This window comes from Peribacillus sp. S4 (genome assembly GCF_046715815.1).
GTDB classification, from domain to species: domain Bacteria; phylum Bacillota; class Bacilli; order Bacillales; family DSM-1321; genus Peribacillus; species Peribacillus frigoritolerans.
On record NZ_CP175708.1, the window covers coordinates 189,303 to 208,436 of the forward strand.

A 19,134-nucleotide genomic window follows, 5' to 3' on the forward strand; every position below is an offset into this window, starting at 1 on the left:
TTAAGTATAATATAGGGAGTAAGGTATGTACGGAAGGGATTTGAAATGATGGAATTACAGCAGAGGGCAATTTTGGTTGGAGTCAATCTCAACGGTTCAAAGGATTTTGAGTATTCGATGGAGGAATTGGCCAATTTAACGGAAGCATGTGAGGTAGAGGTTGCAGGGACCATCACACAAAATTTGCATCGGGTGAACTCATCACATTTTATCGGTACCGGGAAGATCGAGGAAGTGAAAAATCTCGTTGAGCATAAAGAAGCTAATGTCGTCATTTTTAATGACCAGCTCTCCCCTTCGCAACTTCGTAATCTGGAGAGAGACATGGATTGCAAGGTGATTGACCGGACAATCTTGATTCTGGATATTTTTGCGCATCGGGCGAAAACGAAGGAAGCCCAGCTTCAGGTAGAAGTGGCAAAGCTGCAGTATATGCTCCCGCGTCTCGTTGGTTTAAGGGAGTCACTAGGGCGTCAGAGCGGCGGGGTCGGTACAAACAAAGGAGCAGGTGAAAAGCAGTTAGAGCTTGACCGCAGGAGGATCGAGGAAAATATAAGTGTTTTGAATAAAGAACTGGAAGACCTTGTTGCACACAGGCAAACGCAGAGGAAACAGCGGAAAAAGAATGCCATCCCTGTCGTATCCTTAGTCGGTTATACCAATGCAGGTAAATCTTCGATCATGAATGCACTGATTGAGATGTTCCATCCAACTGCCGAAAAGCAGGTGTTGGAGAAGGATATGCTGTTCGCTACGCTTGAGACGTCCGTTCGAAACATTCCGCTGCCGGATAAAAAGGAATTCTTATTGACGGATACGGTGGGATTTGTGTCTAAATTGCCGCATCATCTAGTGAAGGCATTCCGATCCACATTGGAAGAAGTGGTAGAAGCGGATCTGTTGATCCATGTTGTCGATTTTTCCAATCCTAATCATGAGCAGCAAATAGAGATAACGGAAAAGACTTTAAACGATATAGGCATTAAAGGGATTCCGACGATCTTTGCGTATAATAAAGCGGACCTTACCGATTTGGATATCCCTCAGGTGAATCGTGGCTCTGTATATATGTCAGCAAAAAACAAAGTTGGCATCGAGGAATTGATAAATCAAATTCGCAAGCATATTTTTGTCGACTATACTCACTGTGAAATGCTGATTCCATTTGATCAAGGGCAGCTGGTTTCTTATTTCAATGAAAATGGTCACATAACGGAAACGGAATATGAGGCAATCGGATATCGAATAAAGCTTGAGTGCAAGAAAACGGATTATGAGAAATATAAACGATACGTTATACGTCCGGAATGAACCTGCTTGTTGATAAATTGTTAATGGCTTGTTGATAAGTGGAAAAGTCGATTCATTAATGTGGATAACTTTTGGTGAGAAGCTTCTGTTCCGCAAAAACAAAGAGAATAACGCCATATAATATGTGAATAAGTTGTGGATAAAAGTGAAAAGACCCAGGAAACCAAGGTTTTTGTTTCTGGGCTTTTTTTTTATGTGGACAAAGTGTTGATAAGCAGGTAATCGGAACAAATCAGCCAAAAATATCAGTAAGTATGATGAAAAGTAAGTTTGGATGTAGAAAAATGACGAGGCTTATCACTTATTGTTAGGAAAAATAACATGAATATTACATATTGCAAATTTAGTGCCTGGAAATACTTTACACTTTGTATAATGTAACTTGCTTTTCAACATTATAGAATTAAGAATACTCAATTCTCTGATTTATCATCAGGATTTGAGTTTTTAAGATTAGTAGGGGGGGCTTTTTAAAGGAAACAGGGACCGGGGCGTGGCCAGTGAGAGAATCAGAGAGAAAATAATAAACAAAATGAGAGATTCTTGGCTGGGAAATCGCCATGACTTGTTAGGTGATTAAATGGATGGAAACCATGTTGGCAATGCTTTCAATCGTTTAAATATGAGGACAGTAGAGAGAATGTACGCAATTCCTCCCTTTTTATTTTTCAAAAATAAATGTTTGGAAGGAGAAATAGTGGATGAGTATGACGAGCCCGTTAAAAGGTGGTCTAGAGATTAACTTTCAGGAAGCGGAGAGGGGATTATCCCCAAGGGAAGCTTTGGAAGAATCGAATCGATGTTTATACTGCTATGATGCCCCATGTATCCAAGCCTGTCCGACCGGAATAGATATTCCCGGTTTTATCAAGAAGATAGCATCAGGTAATTTTAAAGGGTCGGCCAAGACAATCATGACGGCCAATCCTGTCGGTGCCAGCTGTGCGCGGGTATGTCCGACTGAAGAGTTATGTGAGGGGGCATGTGTCCTGAACCATTCTACAAAGCCGATCATGATCGGCAATCTCCAGCGTTATTCCACAGATTGGGCCATCCAAAATAAACAAGCCCTATTCAAGGCCGGGAAGAAGAATGGCAAAAAAGTTGCCATTGTAGGAAGCGGTCCGGCGGGTTTGTCTGCAGCAAGGGAGTTAGCCTTGCTTGGCTACAGTGTAACCATTTTCGAAGCTGAAAAGAATCCAGGCGGATTAAATACTTACGGAATTGTATCGTTCCGTTTACCTCAGAGCATTTCTTATTGGGAAGTCGAACAAGTAAAGAGTTTGGATGTTGATATTAAAACGAATACACGGGTCGGGGTGGATGTTTCCGCAAATCAGCTGACTGCCGACCATGATGCGGTCATTTTAGCGATAGGCATGTCCGATGTTCCTAAGCTTGGGATTGAAGGGGAGGATTTAGCTGAAGTTTATGATGCAATCGATTTCGTAAAGGCAACGAAAACAGGGACAATCACTGATAAATTCATTGGGAAGAAGATGGCGGTGATTGGGGCTGGAAACACGGCGATCGATGCCGCGACCTGTTCTATTCGCCTGGGCGCTGAACAGGTGAGCATTATTTATCGTCGTACCCAAAAGGAAATGACTGCCTATGATTTTGAGTATGAGTTTGCCAAACAAGAAGGTGTCGGTTTTCACTGGCTGACTGCCCCCTCCAGGATCCTATCGGATGAAAGCGGTCAGGTAACGGGTATCGAGTGCGTAAAAATGGTGCTTAGCGAGGCAGGTGAAGATGGCCGGCGCCGTCCAGTCCAAATTTCCGGATCAGAGTTCGTCATTCCGGTCGATGGCGTCATTCGTGCCATAGGCCAATCAAGGTATGTAGGATTGATTGAACAGTTCGGCATTCAACATGATGATGGCGTCGTGACATTGGAGGGTGATTCCTACAGGACATCGAATGAAAAGATCTTTGCGTGCGGTGACGTGATCTTCGGAAAAGGCCAAGGTGAGGCAATGGTTGTTTCAGCTGCCCAGCAAGGGAAAAAGACAGCCAATGAAATTGATTCGATTTTGATGGGCGGAGCGGTGGATATTGCTTAAATAACTATGAAAAATAGGAGGCTTATCATGGCTGATTTATCAATTGATCTTGCAGGTATTAAATCTCCCAATCCTTTTTGGCTTGCTTCAGCACCACCTACTAATTCGGGTTATCAAGTTCAGCGTGCATTTGAAGCTGGCTGGGGAGGAGCTGTTTGGAAGACATTGGGTGACCCCATCCTGAATGTCTCATCACGTTTTGCAGCGGTCAGTTTTAATGGACAAAGAGTTGCCGGGTTCAACAATATAGAATTGATAACGGACCGTCCGCTGGAAGTGAATCTGAAGGAAATATATGAAACGAAGAAGAGGTTCCCTGATCATGCGATCATTGCATCGGTGATGGTGGAGCCACAACAGGAAAAGTGGCATGAGATCATCAAGCGCATAGAAGATGTAGGGGTCGATGGTTACGAGTTGAACTTTGGCTGCCCGCACGGTATGGCTGAGCGTGGGATGGGAGCTGCTTCGGGACAGGTTCCAGAACTGGTTGAAAAGCAAACATACTGGGCGAAGGAAGCTGCATCCAAGCCCGTCATCGTCAAGCTTACACCCAATATAACCGACATTACGGTTACAGCTGAAGCGGCGGTGCGCGGAGGTGCGGATGCAATAAGCATGATCAATACGATCAACAGCTTGGCAGGAGTGGATATCCATTCATGGAATACGATTCCCCATGTAGGCGGCAAGGGTGCTCACGGAGGGTATTGCGGTCCAGCTGTGAAGCCGATTGCTTTGAATATGGTGGCAGAGTGTGCAAGGAATAAAATGATCAATGTTCCCATTTCGGGAATTGGCGGCATTTCAAATTGGCAGGATACGGTGGAATTTTTGCTGATGGGTTCGACTGGAGTGCAAATTTGCACAGCTGCCATGCATCACGGTTTTAGAATAGTTGAAGACTTGATCGATGGACTGTCCAATTATCTTGATGAAAAAGGGATATCCTCCGTGATGGATATTGTCGGTAAGTCCGTACCGCGCTATTCCGACTGGGGGAACTTAGATCTTAATTATAAGGTCGTTGCGCGCATTAATAATGATGTGTGCATTAACTGCAATAAATGCCATATTGCGTGTGAAGATACATCGCATCAATGTATAGATATGTTAAAGGACACGTCAGGCAGCTCATTCTTGAGAGTGCGCGAAGAGGATTGCGTAGGCTGTAATCTTTGCTCGATCGTCTGTCCGGCCGATGGGGCGATCGATATGATCGAATTGACAAATGAATTGCCGCCAATGACGTGGAATGAACGCCAATCGTTCCTTGGGGGCATAAGCAGTGAAAGTGTTGATTTCGTAAAATGATGGAGGGGTCGAATATGAAGAAAATCATTAAAAATGGAACGATTGCAACGGCTGCAGATACGTATCAAGCGGATATATTGATTGAAAATGAGAAGATTGCAATGATTGGCAAGGACCTGTCGGCTGAGGGGGCTGAAATCATTGATGCAAAAGGCGCATATATTTTTCCGGGGGGCATAGATCCGCATACCCATCTCGATATGCCGTTTGGCGGAACAACGACAAAGGATGATTATGAAACAGGTACAATCGCTGCTGCATATGGAGGCACGACAACGATCATCGATTTTTGCCTGACTGAAAAAGGGGTGCCTTTAAAGAAAGCAATTGAAACATGGCATGAAAAGGCCAATGAAAAGGCGGCCATAGATTATGGTTTTCATTTAATGATCAGTGAGATTAATGATGAAGTATTGGCTGAGTTGCCAAGTATCATCGATAATGAAGGGATTTCGTCCTTTAAAGTATTCATGGCTTACAAGAATGTTTTTCAAGCTGATGATGCCACGCTATACCGCACTTTGTTGCAAGCAAAGGAACTTGGCGCACTTGTCATGGTTCATGCTGAAAATGGTGATGTCATCGATTATCTTACAAAGCAGGCCCTTGCCGAAGGGAACACCGATCCAATTTACCATGCATTAACAAGGCCTCCGGAGCTTGAAGGGGAAGCAACTGGACGTGCAGCTAAACTGACGGAAATGGCAAATGGCCAGCTCTATGTCGTTCATGTCACCTGTGAAGATGCGGTTGAAAAGATCACTGAGGCAAGGAATAAAGGGGTGGATATTTGGGGTGAGACTTGTCCGCAATATTTGGTTCTTGACCAGTCTTATCTTGAAAAGCCCCATTTTGAAGGATCTAAGTATGTATGGTCCCCGCCGTTAAGGGAGAAGAAAAACCAGGAAGTGCTATGGAATGCTTTGAAAACGGGGCAGCTGCAAACGATCGGCTCCGATCAATGCTCTTTTGACTTTAAGGGACAGAAGGAACTTGGACGTGAAGATTTCACGAAAATACCGAACGGCGGCCCAACGATAGAGGACCGCATGAGTATCCTCTTTTCTGAAGGGGTCATGAAAGAGCGCATTACCTTGAATCAATTCGTCGACATGACCTCTACACGTGCTGCCAAACTATTTGGATTATTCCCTAAGAAAGGGACGATTGCCGTAGGCTCGGATGCTGATATTGTCATTTTTGACCCGAAGGTTGAAAGGGCCATTTCTGCAGATACTCATCACATGGCGGTGGATTATAATGCGTTTGAGGGTATGGAAATTACGGGTGAGCCGGTTTCCGTTTTATCGAGAGGTCAATTCGTCATTAAAGACAAACAATTTGTGGGCGAAGCTGGAAAAGGACAATTCTTGAAACGGGCAAAATATAATTCGGCGTTGAAGCCGGATACCGGGAAAAAGCTTACAGTCTGACTTCGGTAAGGAATCTTGCAAATTAAATTAGGGGGATTTTTATGAGTGAGAAGAAAGATTATTTAAAGTCTCCCGATTTGCTGCCTATACCTCATAGTGAGAAAAACATAAGTGCAGCCGGATTTGGTTTCATTTGGGTGGGCATGGCTGTAGTATTGGCTGCCTTCGCGATTGGTGGGAACGGTGTTCAAAGTTTATCCTTAGGCTGGGTCGTTCTTGCAACGGTCATTGCCTGTGTGGTTCTCGGCTTTTTGATGACAATGACAGGGGATATCGGTGTTGAACATGGAATATCATTTCCAGTCTATATGAGGGCGCCGTTCGGTACGATTGGCACCCACATCCCTTCGGTTGTGCGCGGTTTTGTAGCGTCATGCTGGTTCGGCCTCAATACTTACTTTGGAGCCACTGCAATGAACGCTATCTTTACAACTCTTTTTGACTTTGATAATTGGTTTATCTGCTTCCTCATTTTTGCCGTTTTACAATTAGTCAACACGGCAATGGGAATAAAGTCGATTGAACGATTCGCCGACTTGGCGGCGCCCGTCATCATTCTAATTTCTGGATGGATGTATTTCACCCTATCCGATCAGGCTGTGGCCCAAGGAAGGGAGGTATGGTCCTGGATTGAAAGTCCGGTCACTGGCGGGGCCGCCGCAACGGCTTTCATGGTCGTCATTATGGCAAATATGGGATTTTGGGGCACATTGACTGCAGATATGCCGACGCTTTCCCGCTATATAAAGGCACCAAAAAATGAAAAAAATTGGTTCAAACGCAATAAGGGGCAAATAATTGGGAATATTATCACCTATCCCATCACCCAGACGTTCATGGTGATTATCGGAGCGGTTTCGTATATGGCTGTTTCCAATTATGACCCTGTAGTTGCCATACAGGGATCAGCAAGTGGAATTGCCCTCGGCGTCCTTTTGATCATGATCGTATTTGCTCAATGGTCGACGAATACTACGGCCAATGTCATTCCCGCAGCTACCATTTTCTCCAATGTCATGGGTCCTAAAATGCCGTTTTGGGCGGGAGTCGTTGTAGCTGGGGTTATTGGGATAGTAGTTCAGCCATGGAGCCTGTTCGGCATCATCATAGAAGTTTTATTAATAATAGGTGGAATCCTGGCATCCATTGTCGGCATCCTGGTAGCGGATTACTATTTCCTTCGTAAACGGAGAGTGAATGTACAAGAACTCTATGAAAGTGAAGGCCAGTATAAGTACTTGAATGGAGTGAATTGGGCAGGAATCATTTCTTGGGTGATTGGAGGAATCGGTGCCACGATTTTTTCAAATTATTCGTTTATTATCGGTTTCCTTCTCGGCGGTGCTAGTTATTTTATATTAGCTAAGTATTGGTGGTTCAAGCGATATGAACAAGCTGAAATCATCGATCCGAGCGATGAGAAATATTTAGGCATTTCAGTTGGAAGGGATTGGATAATTGGAGAAGGTCCAGAACTTGAGGTAGAGATGGTTTTTACGGCTTCGACCGGCAAGAAGAACGTTTGAAAAAGGGGGAATGGAAATGTCCGAATATCAAGAGTATCGCTTAGAAAGGGAACAAATCGATTTTTTGCTTGAAAGAGGATATCGAATCACCCGGGTTTCCGAAAGTTTAAGTGGAGCTTTTCTCGATTTTGAACTGATTGAAGGAACGAAGCAGGAATGGAAGCAATTGAACATCAAAACCCCGGAAGGTAGGAAATACTTCTCTACATTGCTTTTCAAAAAAAAATTGAATTGAGTAAGTTACGGACCGGGCCTATTCCTCACGAATGGGTCCTTTTTGTTCGAGTTTTTTGTAGAATTTTGACGTTAGATTTTCTGACAAGTGTCTGGAGATTTAAGGGGTGTCCGTTTATAATAGATTTTAAAGCAGTTTTATAAAAGGATGTGGCTGGATGAATACATCGATTACAATCGAGGAAATTCTAACACGCAAGCATTTTAATCTGACGGATATAATTGCAGGCAGCAGTGGGATAAAGCGTCAAGTGAAGTGGGTCCACTGCATGGAAGTCACGCAAATCAGCCATTTGTTAAATGGAAACGAACTGATACTGACTACCGGTTTAGGGTGGAAAGACTGCGATGACACATTTCTATCCTACTTAAGACAGTTAATAGAATGCGATGCAGCTGGACTCTGTATAGAGATGGGCGCCAACACCATGGCAGTGCCGCAATGTGCCATCGATCTCGCAAATGAACGGCAATTCCCTATCATCCTATTTCATGAAGAAGTCCCTTTCGTGGAAATCACGCAGGATATACATTCCCTTATCATCAATAAACAATATCAGATGATCTCCAACTTAGAAAACTACTCACAGCAGTTAAATAAAAATCTCCTCGAAATTGACCATTATGAACCAATTCTAAAATTTCTCCACAGCTATTTACATGTACAGGTTATTCTTATCTTTAATGAAAATGAAATAGCCAGTATTCCAAAAATAAAGAAAAAATCAACCTATCAAATGGTAGCGGACATATATGAAGAGAAGCGGAAGTTGGATAAAACCGTTCTTGGACAGCCGATTCAAGTGCTTGGCGAAAATTATGCTGAACTGCTCATTTGCAGCAACGGCAGGGAGTTGACTGATTTTGATTCATTGATCTTGGATCGAACGGCTACCGCATTGGCACAGCATCTATTAAGGGAGTTGTATATAGAAGAAAAGAAAATGTCGGAAGAAAGTATATGGCTTACAAATTGGATTGAAGGTGAATATAGTGACGAAGCGATCCGGGAGAGGCTTTCCTATATTGATCCAAAAATGCAGTTGGATGGCGGAATTGTTTGCATTTGCAAACAACACCCAAAGTATAATAAAAATTCCGCAAAATTAGATGGAACCTATTTTAAGATAATGTTTAGAACTGTTTTTGAACAGTACGGCTTTCAGATATTTTCCATGGAAATACATCAGCATCTTGTTTTTATTTTAGGTGATAATCGTTCATCCGAAGATTGGAAATCAAGGGTTACAAGCGCGGTGGATCGAATCATGAAAATGGATGTAAGCGGGCGTAATCGTATGGGGCTGCTTTCGATTGGTTTTGGTAAGCATGTTCAAAGGTTAAGTGAGATTTATAAAAGTTATGAAACGGCCCGTGAGACGTTGCTGCTTCAGGATACATTGCCAGAGGATGACAGGAGCTTCTTTTATCAGGACTTACATATGCATCGCATGATTTCACTCATAAATAAACATGGCAATCTGGAGGAAACGGTATATGAATATTTAGGTCCTGTAATTGAATACGACAAGCAAAACAATGGAGAGCTAATGCCTACCCTGAAGACATACCTTGCCTGTAACGGTTCTAAACAGGAAACATCAAAACAATTATTCATTGTCCGGCAAACGTTATATCATAGGCTTGAAAAATTGGAGAAACTGCTAGGTTCTGATTTTATGCGCTCCGATAAGCGTCTGGGCCTTGAATTCATGATTTTTGCATTGGACTTCTTACAATACAGCAGCAGGAAGATCAGCGGGAAGTATGTAGATAAATATATTGGGAGATGAAAAGATAGTAAGACTGAAGGGTGTCCAGGGGACATCCTTTTTTGAATGCAAGGAAAGGGAGGCAGATAACAAGGTTAATGCTGACAGCAAAATGGCCTATATAGCACCTTGATGTCAGCATCTTTTATTAATATTCATCTTTTTTGGAAAGGCAGCGGTCACATTCCAAGAGGTAGGATTCAGCTTGTTCAATGATATGGGTCCCGCATTCCGAACATTGTTTAGGCGGCAGTGTCCTGAAGAATTCCAATGGGTTTTTGGTTTGCATGGTGATTCCTCCTTATGATTTGGTTTAATCAGTCTTCGTGTTTGGAAAGGCAGCGGTCACATTCCAAGAGATAGGATTCAGCTTGTTCAATGATATGGGTCCCGCATTCCGAACATTGTTTAGGCGGCAGTGTCCTGAAGAATTCCAGTGGGCTTTTGGTTTGCATGATGATTCCTCCTTATGATTTGGTTTCAGTCTTCGCGTTTGGAAAGGCAGTGGTCACATTCCATCAAGTAAGATTCAGCTTGTTCAGTGATATGGGTTCCGCACTCCGTACATTGTTTAGGCGGCAGTGTCCTGAAGAATTCCAGTGGATTTATAGTTTGCATGATGGTTCCTCCTTTTTGATTCGGTTTAATCAGTCTTCGCGTCTGGAAAGGCAGCGGTCACATTCCATTAAGTAGGATTCAGCATGCTCGATAATATGGTCACCGCACTCAGGGCAATGTTTAGCAGGGATATTGTTAAAAAACTCAATGGATTTTTTCATTTGCATGATGATTTCCTCCTTTTAATGTTAGATATATTTTCCGGCCGCTTTATTCTTCACGTTTGGAAAGGCAGCGATCGCATTCCATCAGATAGGAATTTGACTGGTCCACATGTGTTTCACCACATTCCGGGCAATGTTTAAATGAATCGATTATGAGTAAATCTGATTGATTTGCTTGCATGTCTCGCTCCCCCTCTTTATAGTACAGTTTTTGTTGTCTGCTTGTTGTTATAATACAGTATATACCCGAATCTGGAAAATGTATAGGTATTTTACAGAAAATTTGAAATTTTTTTCACCCGTAGTGTGAAAACCCTATTGGAGAGGGATTTATCATCTGTACATTTTTTTATTTTTCTCCACGGCAAGTAGGAAATGAAAGAAATAATGCTTTTTATAAAACGAAAAAACAATCAGGGAGTGAAACGGACAAACAATTTTCAATGTGTTGAGTGGGGCATTAATATAACAGATGGGAAACAGGAAGTTGAGTGATCATTGAATGCCTGTTTCACAGTCGATGTAACATAAAAGAGCTTGTTCTAAAATGTCAGCAATATTCAAACGGCAGCGATTTATATGTAAGTTCCTGTCTGGATGGTTTTAATACTTCAGTAAAGAGGTAACTTGCTAGTAGAAGTACAATAATGGGAGGTAGCATATGTCGAAAGCGATGATTATCGTCAATCCATCTTCAGGCAAGGAAAAGGCAGGGAAGACTTTGCCGAAAGCGGAAAAGGCACTTGGTGAAATTTTTGATGAGGTATGCGTTCGTAAAACGGAAGGAGAGGGGGATGCGACGGGTTTTGCAAAGGAGGCCTGTGCAGAAAGATTCGATGCTGTCATTTCCATGGGTGGTGATGGAACGGTGAACGAGATAGTGAATGGCTTGGGCGAGCAGCAGCATCGGCCTATCTTCGGGATCATTCCACTAGGAACCATCAATGATTTCGCCAGGTCTTTGGGAATACCACTGAATCCCAATGCAGCCATCGAGATATTGAAGGATATGCATATTAAGGAATCGGACATAGGGAAGATCAATGACCGTTACTTCATGAATGTGTTGGCGGTAGGGGCAATCGCGGAGGCCACCTATAATGTTTCCGTTGAACAAAAAACCCGTCTTGGGTCTTTTGCCTATTTCATTGAAGGAGCAAAAGCGATCATTAAAAAGACTCCGTTTCCTTTAACTGTTGAACATGATCACGGGAAGTGGATGGGGGAGGCTCATTTACTAATTGCAACCATGACTAACTCTGTCGGCGGTTTTGAACAACTTGCACCAGAGGCGGAAGTGAATGATGGAAAGCTGCACACATTCATCATTAAGGATTTATCTCTTCCTCTCATCGTCAAGATCATTCCCAGTTTGATCAGGGGGGAGATCATGGGGAATGACGAAGTCGAATATATTAAAACATCCAAGCTCCATTTAACCACGTCAGAGGAACTTGCAGTCAATATCGATGGCGATGAAGGCATTCTTCTTCCTTTCCAGGCAAATGTACTGCATAAACATCTTCGTCTATTCGTCCCGGGAACTAAATGAGTCGTTTAGTTCCCATTTCTTTCAACATGTGGAAAAAGCTGATCATGGTTTAGCCAATCAGCTTTTTTCTTTGCGGGTGTTCATCGTACACAACGTAAACTCCTTCGCTTTTGATAAAAGGTATCATTATTCAGAAGGATTCCAGGTTAGAATAGTTAATGCATGATTGACTGGGTATAAATATGTTACGCTTATATTTATGATTATAGATGAGAGAGGAAGTTTGATGTTCGTATGGAGTTTTTTCTTGTTATATTAGCCCTTCTTATATTGATAGGAGTGTCTAATGTAATTAACCATTTTATACCCTTTATACCTGTACCATTAATACAAATAGCACTTGGTGTCATATTGGCACTTTTACCCCTGGGCATGCATGTTGAGATGGAGACGGAATTATTTTTGCTATTATTCATCGCCCCCCTATTGTTCAATGATGGCAAAAATGTACCCCGAACAGCACTATGGAAGTTGAGAGCACCCATTCTGATGCTTGCACTGGGCCTCGTATTCATAACTGTTTGGGCAGGCGGGTATTTAATTAATTGGATGATCCCTTCGATACCATTGCCGGCAGCATTCGCTTTGGCAGCCATTTTGTCACCTACGGATGTAGTGGCAGTAAGCGCTTTGGCGAGTCGGGTCAAATTGCCGAAGAGCATCATGCATCTTCTCGAAGGCGAAGGGCTGATGAATGATGCCTCAGGTTTAGTCGCCTTTAAGTTTGCCGTTGCAGCTACAGTCACTGGTGTTTTCTCCTTACTCGATGCAACCTTCAGTTTCATATGGATTGCAATTGGTGGGTTTGTTGGTGGAGCCATACTAGCTTTCATCATTATCAGGCTTCGTGTATTTCTTCGCCGTTTAGGGATGGAAGATGTCACGATGCATATGCTTATCCAAATCCTGACTCCTTTTATTATTTTCCTCGCAGTGGAACATTTCCACCTTTCTGGGATTTTGGCAGTCGTGGCTGGGGGAATTGTCCATGCCATTGAACGAGATCGGGAAATTTCACCAACAGTGGAACTTCAAGTCGTTTCAAAGAGTACATGGTCCGTCATTTTATATGTATTGAATGGTCTTGTATTCGTTTTGCTTGGCTTGCAAATCCCAAGCGTTGCGAAAACGATCTTTCAAGATCCAGCCTTCAATAATGGACAAGTGATCCTTTATATCGTGATCATTACACTTTTCCTTTTCGCTTTACGATTCATTTGGCTTACGGCTGCCTGGTCGATTGGCTGGATGACGAAAAAAGCGGGAGCCCAAAAACCGGACTTCAAAGCGGCCGGGATCATTACCATTTCCGGAGTTCGCGGAGCTGTAACGTTAGCGGGTTCGTTCTCGATTCCATATGTGTTGGCAGATGGAAGTCCTTTTCCTGAGCGTTCGTTAATCATTTTCATTGCAGCAGGTGTCATATTGCTGACACTGATTGTTGCGAGTGTATTTCTGCCAATCGTGGCACGGTCGGAAGAAGAGGAAGTGGTGGATAAGCAGGCTGACAAAACGAAAGCTGCTGCCATCCACTCACATCAAGCCGCTATTCGGGTGATTGAGTCCCAAATGACAGATGAAAACCGGGAAGCGGCTTTGTCGATCATTTCCAGGTATTGTACCAAGATCAATGAACTGTCCTATGTAGAACAGGAGAAAGAACCGGCCGCATTAAGGGAAGAAGAGAAGGATCTTCGCTTCAAGGCCCTTGAAGCAGAGCAAAGATTCCTGGATAAACTCATTAAGGATGAAAAAGTGGACCGGGAGACGGCGTATATATGCAAGGAATATATCCAGCGTATGGAAGGTGCCGTAACAAATCGACTGAAGTTCCGTTTTTTTAGGTCAGTAACGCTGTTCAGGAGAAGTATGCTGAGGGTTTTAAAATTATTTTTCCCTAATAAAAGTGAAATAAGAAAAATCAATCTTAAGAGATTGGAAAAGGTCAGGGATCTTAAAATCAGGATGTATAAAGCCGCCATCCAAGAGATACAGGCCGGAATTACAGCCGATAATCATAAGACATCCTCGATGATCATAGACGAGTATAAAGTGTTGATTTTAAAATGCAAACGTGAGAACAGAGGCAGTACCCCGAGTAAAATGGTTGAGTATGAAAGGGAGCTGTTCTATAAAGCGATCCAGGCAGAACGGGACGAAGTGCAGGATATGTTTGAAAAACGACAAATCTCCCGTGATGTTGCCAACATACTCCGCCAGCAAATCAATTTACGGGAAGCACTCACTATCAATGAAAATACACATTGATTATACAGAAGGAGCACTGTCGATATATTCGACAGTGCTCCTTCCGGTTTGTGAAGGGAATATCGGACAGGGCATCGAATCATTATTGTATTCAATAATTGATGAAAGAGAGTGTGCTTAATGGAAAAGGAAATCGAGACCATAACTTTAACGCCTTATATACCGGAACACCTTCACCAGCTTTCCCAGTTTTATTTACCGAATACACAAACTCCTTTTTCAGCTCTGCCGGAAGAGTCACTGAAATATTGCCGGGAAGATTGCGACAGGCACCCTTTCGTAATATTGGCCGATGGTATCCCAGTTGGCTTTTTCGTTTTACACATTGGCGAAAACACCGACCCTTTCACCAGCGATAAAAAAGCGATTTTACTCCGGGGATTCCTTGTTGATCAAAAACATCAGGGAAAAGGGATTGGAAAGAAAGCCTTGCAAATCCTTCCGGAATTCGCAAAAGGGATTTTTCCAAACAAGGATTCGATCATTCTGGCAGTGGACGTGATGAACGTGAACGCAAAAACGCTTTATGCGAAATCGGGGTTTCAGGATACAGGCATTCAGAAGGAAGGCAGAAGCGGGTTGATGGAGATAATGGAATATAGATTGGATATGGGGAACAAGGATATCGAATAAGGGAGGAATAACAAATGAAATTGGCTATTGGACTTTTCCAAAAGGGGAAGTCTTTTTTGTCCAATTTGTTACAGGTTTCGTTATGTAACCGAAGATTTTAGAAGGGCTGCTTTTAATAATGCCGCTGCCTTATGGTACACTTTACTTATTGCAAAATCTTAATCGAGGTGTAGTCCTAATGAAAACAGTCGTAGTCGTAGGTGGAGGCATTACCGGTTTATCAACCATGTATTATTTACAAAAGACAGTTAAAGCGAGGAGTCTCTCCGTACGATTAATATTAATAGAAGGAAATGAGGAACTAGGCGGTAAAATAAGGACTGTGCACGATGGTCCTTTTAAAATTGAAGCGGGTGCCGATTCGATCGTCGCCAGGAAACAGAATATACAGCCATTTCTTAAAGAATTGAACCTGGAGGACCAAGTCGTCTATAATGCGACGGGAAAATCATTCATTCATACAGATGGGATGCTGAAGGGAATTCCCGAAGATGCCCTATTCGGAATACCAATGAGCCTGGAGTCACTGGCCAAAAGTGATCTGGTTTCCGCCCAAGGTAAGGTCGACGCCTTAAAGGATTTCTACACAAAAAATGAGACATTTACGAAGAATGACTCCATCGGTTTATTTCTTGAAAGTTTCTTAGGCAAGGAATTGGTGCAAAAGCAGATATCGCCTGTCCTATCAGGTGTTTACTCAGGAAAATTAAATGAATTGACCATTGCCAAAACACTGCCAGAGATGCTGGATTATAAAAATGAATATGGCAGTATAATACGAGGTCTATCGGAAAATAAGCAGAAATACAAAAGCAAGGGAAATAAGAAGTTCCTTTCGTTTAAAAATGGCTTATCTACATTGGTAGAAAGAATAGAGGAAAGCCTCGATATGGTCGAGATATTAAAAGGGGTCAGTGTAGATAAAATCGGAAGAAATGATGAGGCGTACATCATTACATTGGCAAACGGTGAAACGCTGGAAACGGACTTTATCGTATTGAGTACACCGCATACAATTGCCCAGAAATTATTGGGGGATCGGGAGTTGGATGAGGATTTCAACGGCTTGATCAATAGTTCGATGATTAGCGTTTATCTTGGATTCGATATCCCGGACACCATGCTTCCTAAAGACGGGACAGGTTTCATTGCAGGCGATAATAGTGATTTGATCTGTAATGCATGCACCTGGACAAGCCGGAAATGGGAGCATACTTCTGAAAACAGTCAGCTTTTGGTAAGGCTTTTTTATAAAAGCTCTAGTCCGGACTATGAACGATTACAGTCCCTTACAAAACAGGAATTGATCTCTGTGGCTTTACACGACATTATGAACAGTCTAAGCATTTCTGGGAATTCAATTACGAGTGAAGTGACGAAATGGCATGAAAATATGCCGAACTACCATATTAAACATCCTCAAATCGTTCAATCACTGGAGGCGAAAATCTCCGAGAATTATCCGAATGTTTTACTTGCGGGCTGTTCATACAATGGAGTCGGAATCCCGGATTGTATTGCTGATGGGGAAAAGAAAGCGGAAGAGATATGTCTGAAGTTGTAAAAGGGGGACTGCCAGGCGGCAGTCCTTTTTTTAATGAATGCCGGAAATTCCGTTTGAAGTTTCCGGCATTTCCTGTATAATGATATTCGTAAAATTAAACTGAAAGTTTACTTATATAAAACTTTATCTACTGTGTGTTTACTATAAGTAAACCGATTGAGGGTTATGGAATGCAAATTGGAAAAAAAATAAAGAACCTTCGCTTGAAAAAAGGATTGACCCAGGAAGAATTGGGCGAAAGAACGGATTTAAGCAAAGGATATATTTCACAGTTGGAAAGGGATCTTAGTTCCCCTTCGATTGAAACTCTTTTCAATATTTTAGAAGTACTCGGCTGCAAGCCGAAACAGTTCTTCGATGATGAGGATCAAGTCCAAAAAGTAGTGTATGAAGAAGAAGCACAAACATTTTTCATCGATGAAGAACGGGGATACCAAATTCAGTGGCTCGTGCCTGAATCGAATGAAAAAGAAATGGAACCTATTCGCCTGACTCTCCAGGAAAAAGGGGAGTTCAAACAATTTGAACCATCCTTGTCGGAAACATTCGGTTATGTATTAAGCGGAAGAGTCATTGTAAAGCTGGGTACACATACGTATTTCGTCAAGGCAAGGGAATCGATTTATTTTCATGCTTCAGATGAACATCAAATCATCAATGATTTTGAAGGTCCGTCCGAGTTATTACTCGTGGTGACGGAATCATACTTATAGAATTCAAAAAAATGCAATCGTTGAAGATTGATGAGTAAGGGAATGGAGAGAGGGAAGAAGCTATGGCAAATGGGAATATAATACGCTTCGATCAGGTCACGAAGCAATTTGATGATGAAACGGTGGTTCTCGATAATGTTAGTTTTGAAATCGAGAGAGGGAAGTTCTATACGCTATTGGGTCCTTCCGGGTGTGGGAAGACCACGATCCTTCGTTTGATTGCCGGATTTACGGAAGCTTCCAAAGGTGATATTTACTTTGAAGGGAAAAAGATCAATGATGTGCCAGCCAATAAAAGGCAAGTGAATACGGTATTTCAAGATTATGCACTGTTTCCGCATTTAAATGTGTTTGAAAATGTAGCATTTGGTCTTCGGATCAAAAAAATGAAGAATTCGGAAGTGGAAATCAAGGTGAAGGAAGCCCTCAGCTTTGTTAATTTGGAGGGGTATGAAAAACGGGAGATCAGGGAAATGTCCGGCGGTCAGCGGCAACGGGTTGCGATTGCGAGGGCTATTGTTAATGAACCTGAAGTCATTCTCCTGGATGAACCGCTATCTGCCCTCGATTTGAAATTGCGTACAGAAATGCAATATGAATTGCGGGAGCTGCAACAGAGGCTGGGAATCACGTTTATCTTCGTCACTCATGACCAAGAGGAAGCATTAGCGATGTCAGATGAGATTTTTGTCCTTAACAAAGGGAAAATCCAGCAAAGCGGGACCCCTACGGATATTTATGATGAACCGCTGAATCGATTCGTTGCCGATTTCATCGGTGAGTCCAATATTGTAAAAGGAAAAATGATTGAAGATTACCTCGTGGAATTCGTCGGCAGACAGTTCGAGTGTGTTGACCAAGGATTGAACAGTAATGAAGCTGTCGATATTGTCATCCGCCCGGAAGATTTAGAGATTACTTCCGTCGATCGCGGAAAACTGCGAGTTCGGGTGGACTCCCAGCTATTTCGCGGTGTTCATTATGAAATCAGCTGTTATGACCATGATGGAAATGAATGGCTTGTCCAATCAACGAAAAAAGTGGCAGTCGGAGATGAAATAGGTCTCTATTTCGAACCGGAATCGATCCATGTCATGCGATTGGGTGAAACTGAAGAAGAATTCGATAAGCGTCTGGAAGCGTATCATGATGGGGAAAGTCATGAAGAATAAAATATCCCGTAATATTTACTTCATACCCTATGTCTTATGGATTGCTTTATTCGTGATCGCACCCATTTTGTTAATCCTTTACTATTCCTTCTTTGACATTGAAGGCAATTTATCATTGATTAACTATCAAAAGTTCTTTACGCCAGTATATTTAAAAATGACAATAAGCTCATTTTGGTATGCATTCCTGATTACGGGAATATCCCTTTTAATCGCTTACCCGACAGCCTATTTGTTAACGAAAACCAAGCATAAGCAGTTGTGGCTTTTGCTGATTATCGTGCCTTCCTGGATCAATTTACTTTTGAAAGCTTATGCCTTCATTGGAATTTTTGGCACGTATGGTGTGGCGAATGGATTTCTGGAGGCGGTAGGAATCGGAAAGCAGCAGATTCTCTTTACGGATTTCAGCTTCATATTCGTTTCGGTTTATATTTTCATCCCGTTTATGATTTTACCGATATTCAATGCGCTTGATGAAATGAATCCAACCCTTTTGGATGCGGCCAATGACTTGGGAGCGTCCCGATGGATGACATTCCGCCGTGTCATTTTTCCATTGACGTTAGATGGGGTAAAGACGGGATGCCAAGTAGTCTTCATTCCGGCACTTTCATTGTTCATGCTTACAAGATTGATTGCCGGTAACCGAGTCATTACGCTTGGTACGGCTATCGAGCAGCATTTCCTTGTAACACAGGATTGGGGAATGGGTTCCACGATCGCGGTGTTTTTGATTATTATAATGTTCCTGATTATGTTTGTAACGGGTAACCGAAAGCAGGGTGTGTAAA

General features: G+C 42.5%; 19 protein-coding genes. 14 read left to right on the forward strand and 5 right to left on the reverse strand.

The genetic code is table 11. The features are described from left to right. Positions 1-45: 45 nt before the first annotated feature. The 7 genes from hflX to ACJ9PY_RS01105 all read left to right on the forward strand — a co-directional run bounded on the left by hflX (position 46) and on the right by ACJ9PY_RS01105 (position 9,677). On the forward strand, positions 46-1,311 hold the full coding sequence (gene hflX, locus ACJ9PY_RS01075; protein WP_098866076.1) for a GTPase HflX: 1,266 nt from the start codon (positions 46-48) through the stop codon (positions 1,309-1,311). 707 nt (positions 1,312-2,018) lie between these two features. After that, entirely contained in the window at positions 2,019-3,377 is a 1,359-nt protein-coding gene (locus ACJ9PY_RS01080; protein ID WP_411740221.1) for an NAD(P)-dependent oxidoreductase, read from the forward strand. A gap of 27 nt (positions 3,378-3,404) precedes the next feature. Then, positions 3,405-4,691, forward strand: coding sequence for an NAD-dependent dihydropyrimidine dehydrogenase subunit PreA (gene preA / locus ACJ9PY_RS01085; protein WP_034304903.1), 1,287 nt, complete (start codon positions 3,405-3,407; stop codon positions 4,689-4,691). A gap of 14 nt (positions 4,692-4,705) precedes the next feature. Next, positions 4,706-6,124 carry a dihydropyrimidinase gene (gene hydA / locus ACJ9PY_RS01090; protein ID WP_034304900.1) on the forward strand — a complete coding sequence of 473 codons (1,419 nt, stop codon included), beginning with the start codon at positions 4,706-4,708 and terminating at the stop codon, positions 6,122-6,124. Between the two features lie 41 nt (positions 6,125-6,165). Next, a complete protein-coding gene (locus ACJ9PY_RS01095; RefSeq protein WP_411739345.1) occupies positions 6,166-7,650 on the forward strand; it encodes an NCS1 family transporter in 1,485 nt (494 codons plus the stop codon). Positions 7,651-7,666: 16 nt separating this feature from the next. Beyond that, the gene (locus ACJ9PY_RS01100) at positions 7,667-7,885 is read left to right on the forward strand and encodes a hypothetical protein (protein WP_034304894.1); all 219 of its coding nucleotides are present in this window, start codon (positions 7,667-7,669) and stop codon (positions 7,883-7,885) included. Positions 7,886-8,042: 157 nt separating this feature from the next. Next, positions 8,043-9,677: a PucR family transcriptional regulator gene (locus tag ACJ9PY_RS01105; protein ID WP_411739346.1), complete on the forward strand. Its 1,635-nt coding sequence runs from the start codon at positions 8,043-8,045 to the stop codon at positions 9,675-9,677. Positions 9,678-9,804: 127 nt separating this feature from the next. Here the strand turns inward: ACJ9PY_RS01105 and yhfH (ACJ9PY_RS01110) are convergent, their stop codons facing one another. Genes yhfH (ACJ9PY_RS01110) through yhfH (ACJ9PY_RS01130) form a run of 5 tightly spaced genes read right to left on the reverse strand, consistent with a single transcriptional unit; the run spans position 9,805 to position 10,619 of the window. Further along, the gene (gene yhfH / locus ACJ9PY_RS01110) at positions 9,805-9,945 is read right to left on the reverse strand and encodes a protein YhfH (RefSeq protein WP_082201098.1); all 141 of its coding nucleotides are present in this window, start codon (positions 9,943-9,945) and stop codon (positions 9,805-9,807) included. 28 nt (positions 9,946-9,973) lie between these two features. Next, positions 9,974-10,111 carry a protein YhfH gene (yhfH, locus tag ACJ9PY_RS01115; RefSeq protein WP_411739347.1) on the reverse strand — a complete coding sequence of 46 codons (138 nt, stop codon included), beginning with the start codon at positions 10,109-10,111 and terminating at the stop codon, positions 9,974-9,976. A gap of 25 nt (positions 10,112-10,136) precedes the next feature. Continuing rightward, a complete protein-coding gene (gene yhfH, locus ACJ9PY_RS01120; RefSeq protein WP_082196596.1) occupies positions 10,137-10,274 on the reverse strand; it encodes a protein YhfH in 138 nt (45 codons plus the stop codon). Between the two features lie 29 nt (positions 10,275-10,303). Beyond that, complete coding sequence (yhfH, locus tag ACJ9PY_RS01125) at positions 10,304-10,441, reverse strand: protein YhfH (protein WP_082162914.1); 138 nt, start codon at positions 10,439-10,441, stop codon at positions 10,304-10,306. Between the two features lie 43 nt (positions 10,442-10,484). After that, on the reverse strand, positions 10,485-10,619 hold the full coding sequence (yhfH, locus tag ACJ9PY_RS01130; RefSeq protein ID WP_142303871.1) for a protein YhfH: 135 nt from the start codon (positions 10,617-10,619) through the stop codon (positions 10,485-10,487). A gap of 480 nt (positions 10,620-11,099) precedes the next feature. Here yhfH (ACJ9PY_RS01130) and ACJ9PY_RS01135 point away from each other — a divergent pair, with 480 nt between their 5' ends. The 7 genes from ACJ9PY_RS01135 to ACJ9PY_RS01165 all read left to right on the forward strand — a co-directional run bounded on the left by ACJ9PY_RS01135 (position 11,100) and on the right by ACJ9PY_RS01165 (position 19,133). Next, positions 11,100-11,990: a diacylglycerol/lipid kinase family protein gene (locus ACJ9PY_RS01135; protein ID WP_411739348.1), complete on the forward strand. Its 891-nt coding sequence runs from the start codon at positions 11,100-11,102 to the stop codon at positions 11,988-11,990. Between the two features lie 234 nt (positions 11,991-12,224). Next, on the forward strand, positions 12,225-14,258 hold the full coding sequence (locus ACJ9PY_RS01140; protein ID WP_268592373.1) for a Na+/H+ antiporter: 2,034 nt from the start codon (positions 12,225-12,227) through the stop codon (positions 14,256-14,258). A 120-nt stretch (positions 14,259-14,378) separates the two neighbouring features. Further along, complete coding sequence (locus tag ACJ9PY_RS01145) at positions 14,379-14,891, forward strand: GNAT family N-acetyltransferase (RefSeq protein ID WP_034304887.1); 513 nt, start codon at positions 14,379-14,381, stop codon at positions 14,889-14,891. A 178-nt stretch (positions 14,892-15,069) separates the two neighbouring features. Beyond that, complete coding sequence (locus ACJ9PY_RS01150; protein WP_411739349.1) at positions 15,070-16,455, forward strand: protoporphyrinogen oxidase; 1,386 nt, start codon at positions 15,070-15,072, stop codon at positions 16,453-16,455. Between the two features lie 170 nt (positions 16,456-16,625). Continuing rightward, complete coding sequence (locus tag ACJ9PY_RS01155) at positions 16,626-17,168, forward strand: helix-turn-helix domain-containing protein (RefSeq protein ID WP_411739350.1); 543 nt, start codon at positions 16,626-16,628, stop codon at positions 17,166-17,168. A 62-nt stretch (positions 17,169-17,230) separates the two neighbouring features. Further along, positions 17,231-18,340, forward strand: coding sequence for an ABC transporter ATP-binding protein (locus ACJ9PY_RS01160; RefSeq protein ID WP_063574518.1), 1,110 nt, complete (start codon positions 17,231-17,233; stop codon positions 18,338-18,340). Beyond that, entirely contained in the window at positions 18,330-19,133 is an 804-nt protein-coding gene (locus ACJ9PY_RS01165) for an ABC transporter permease (RefSeq protein ID WP_411739351.1), read from the forward strand. Before ACJ9PY_RS01160 ends, ACJ9PY_RS01165 begins: the two co-directional genes overlap by 11 nt. Position 19,134 lies beyond the last annotated feature (1 nt).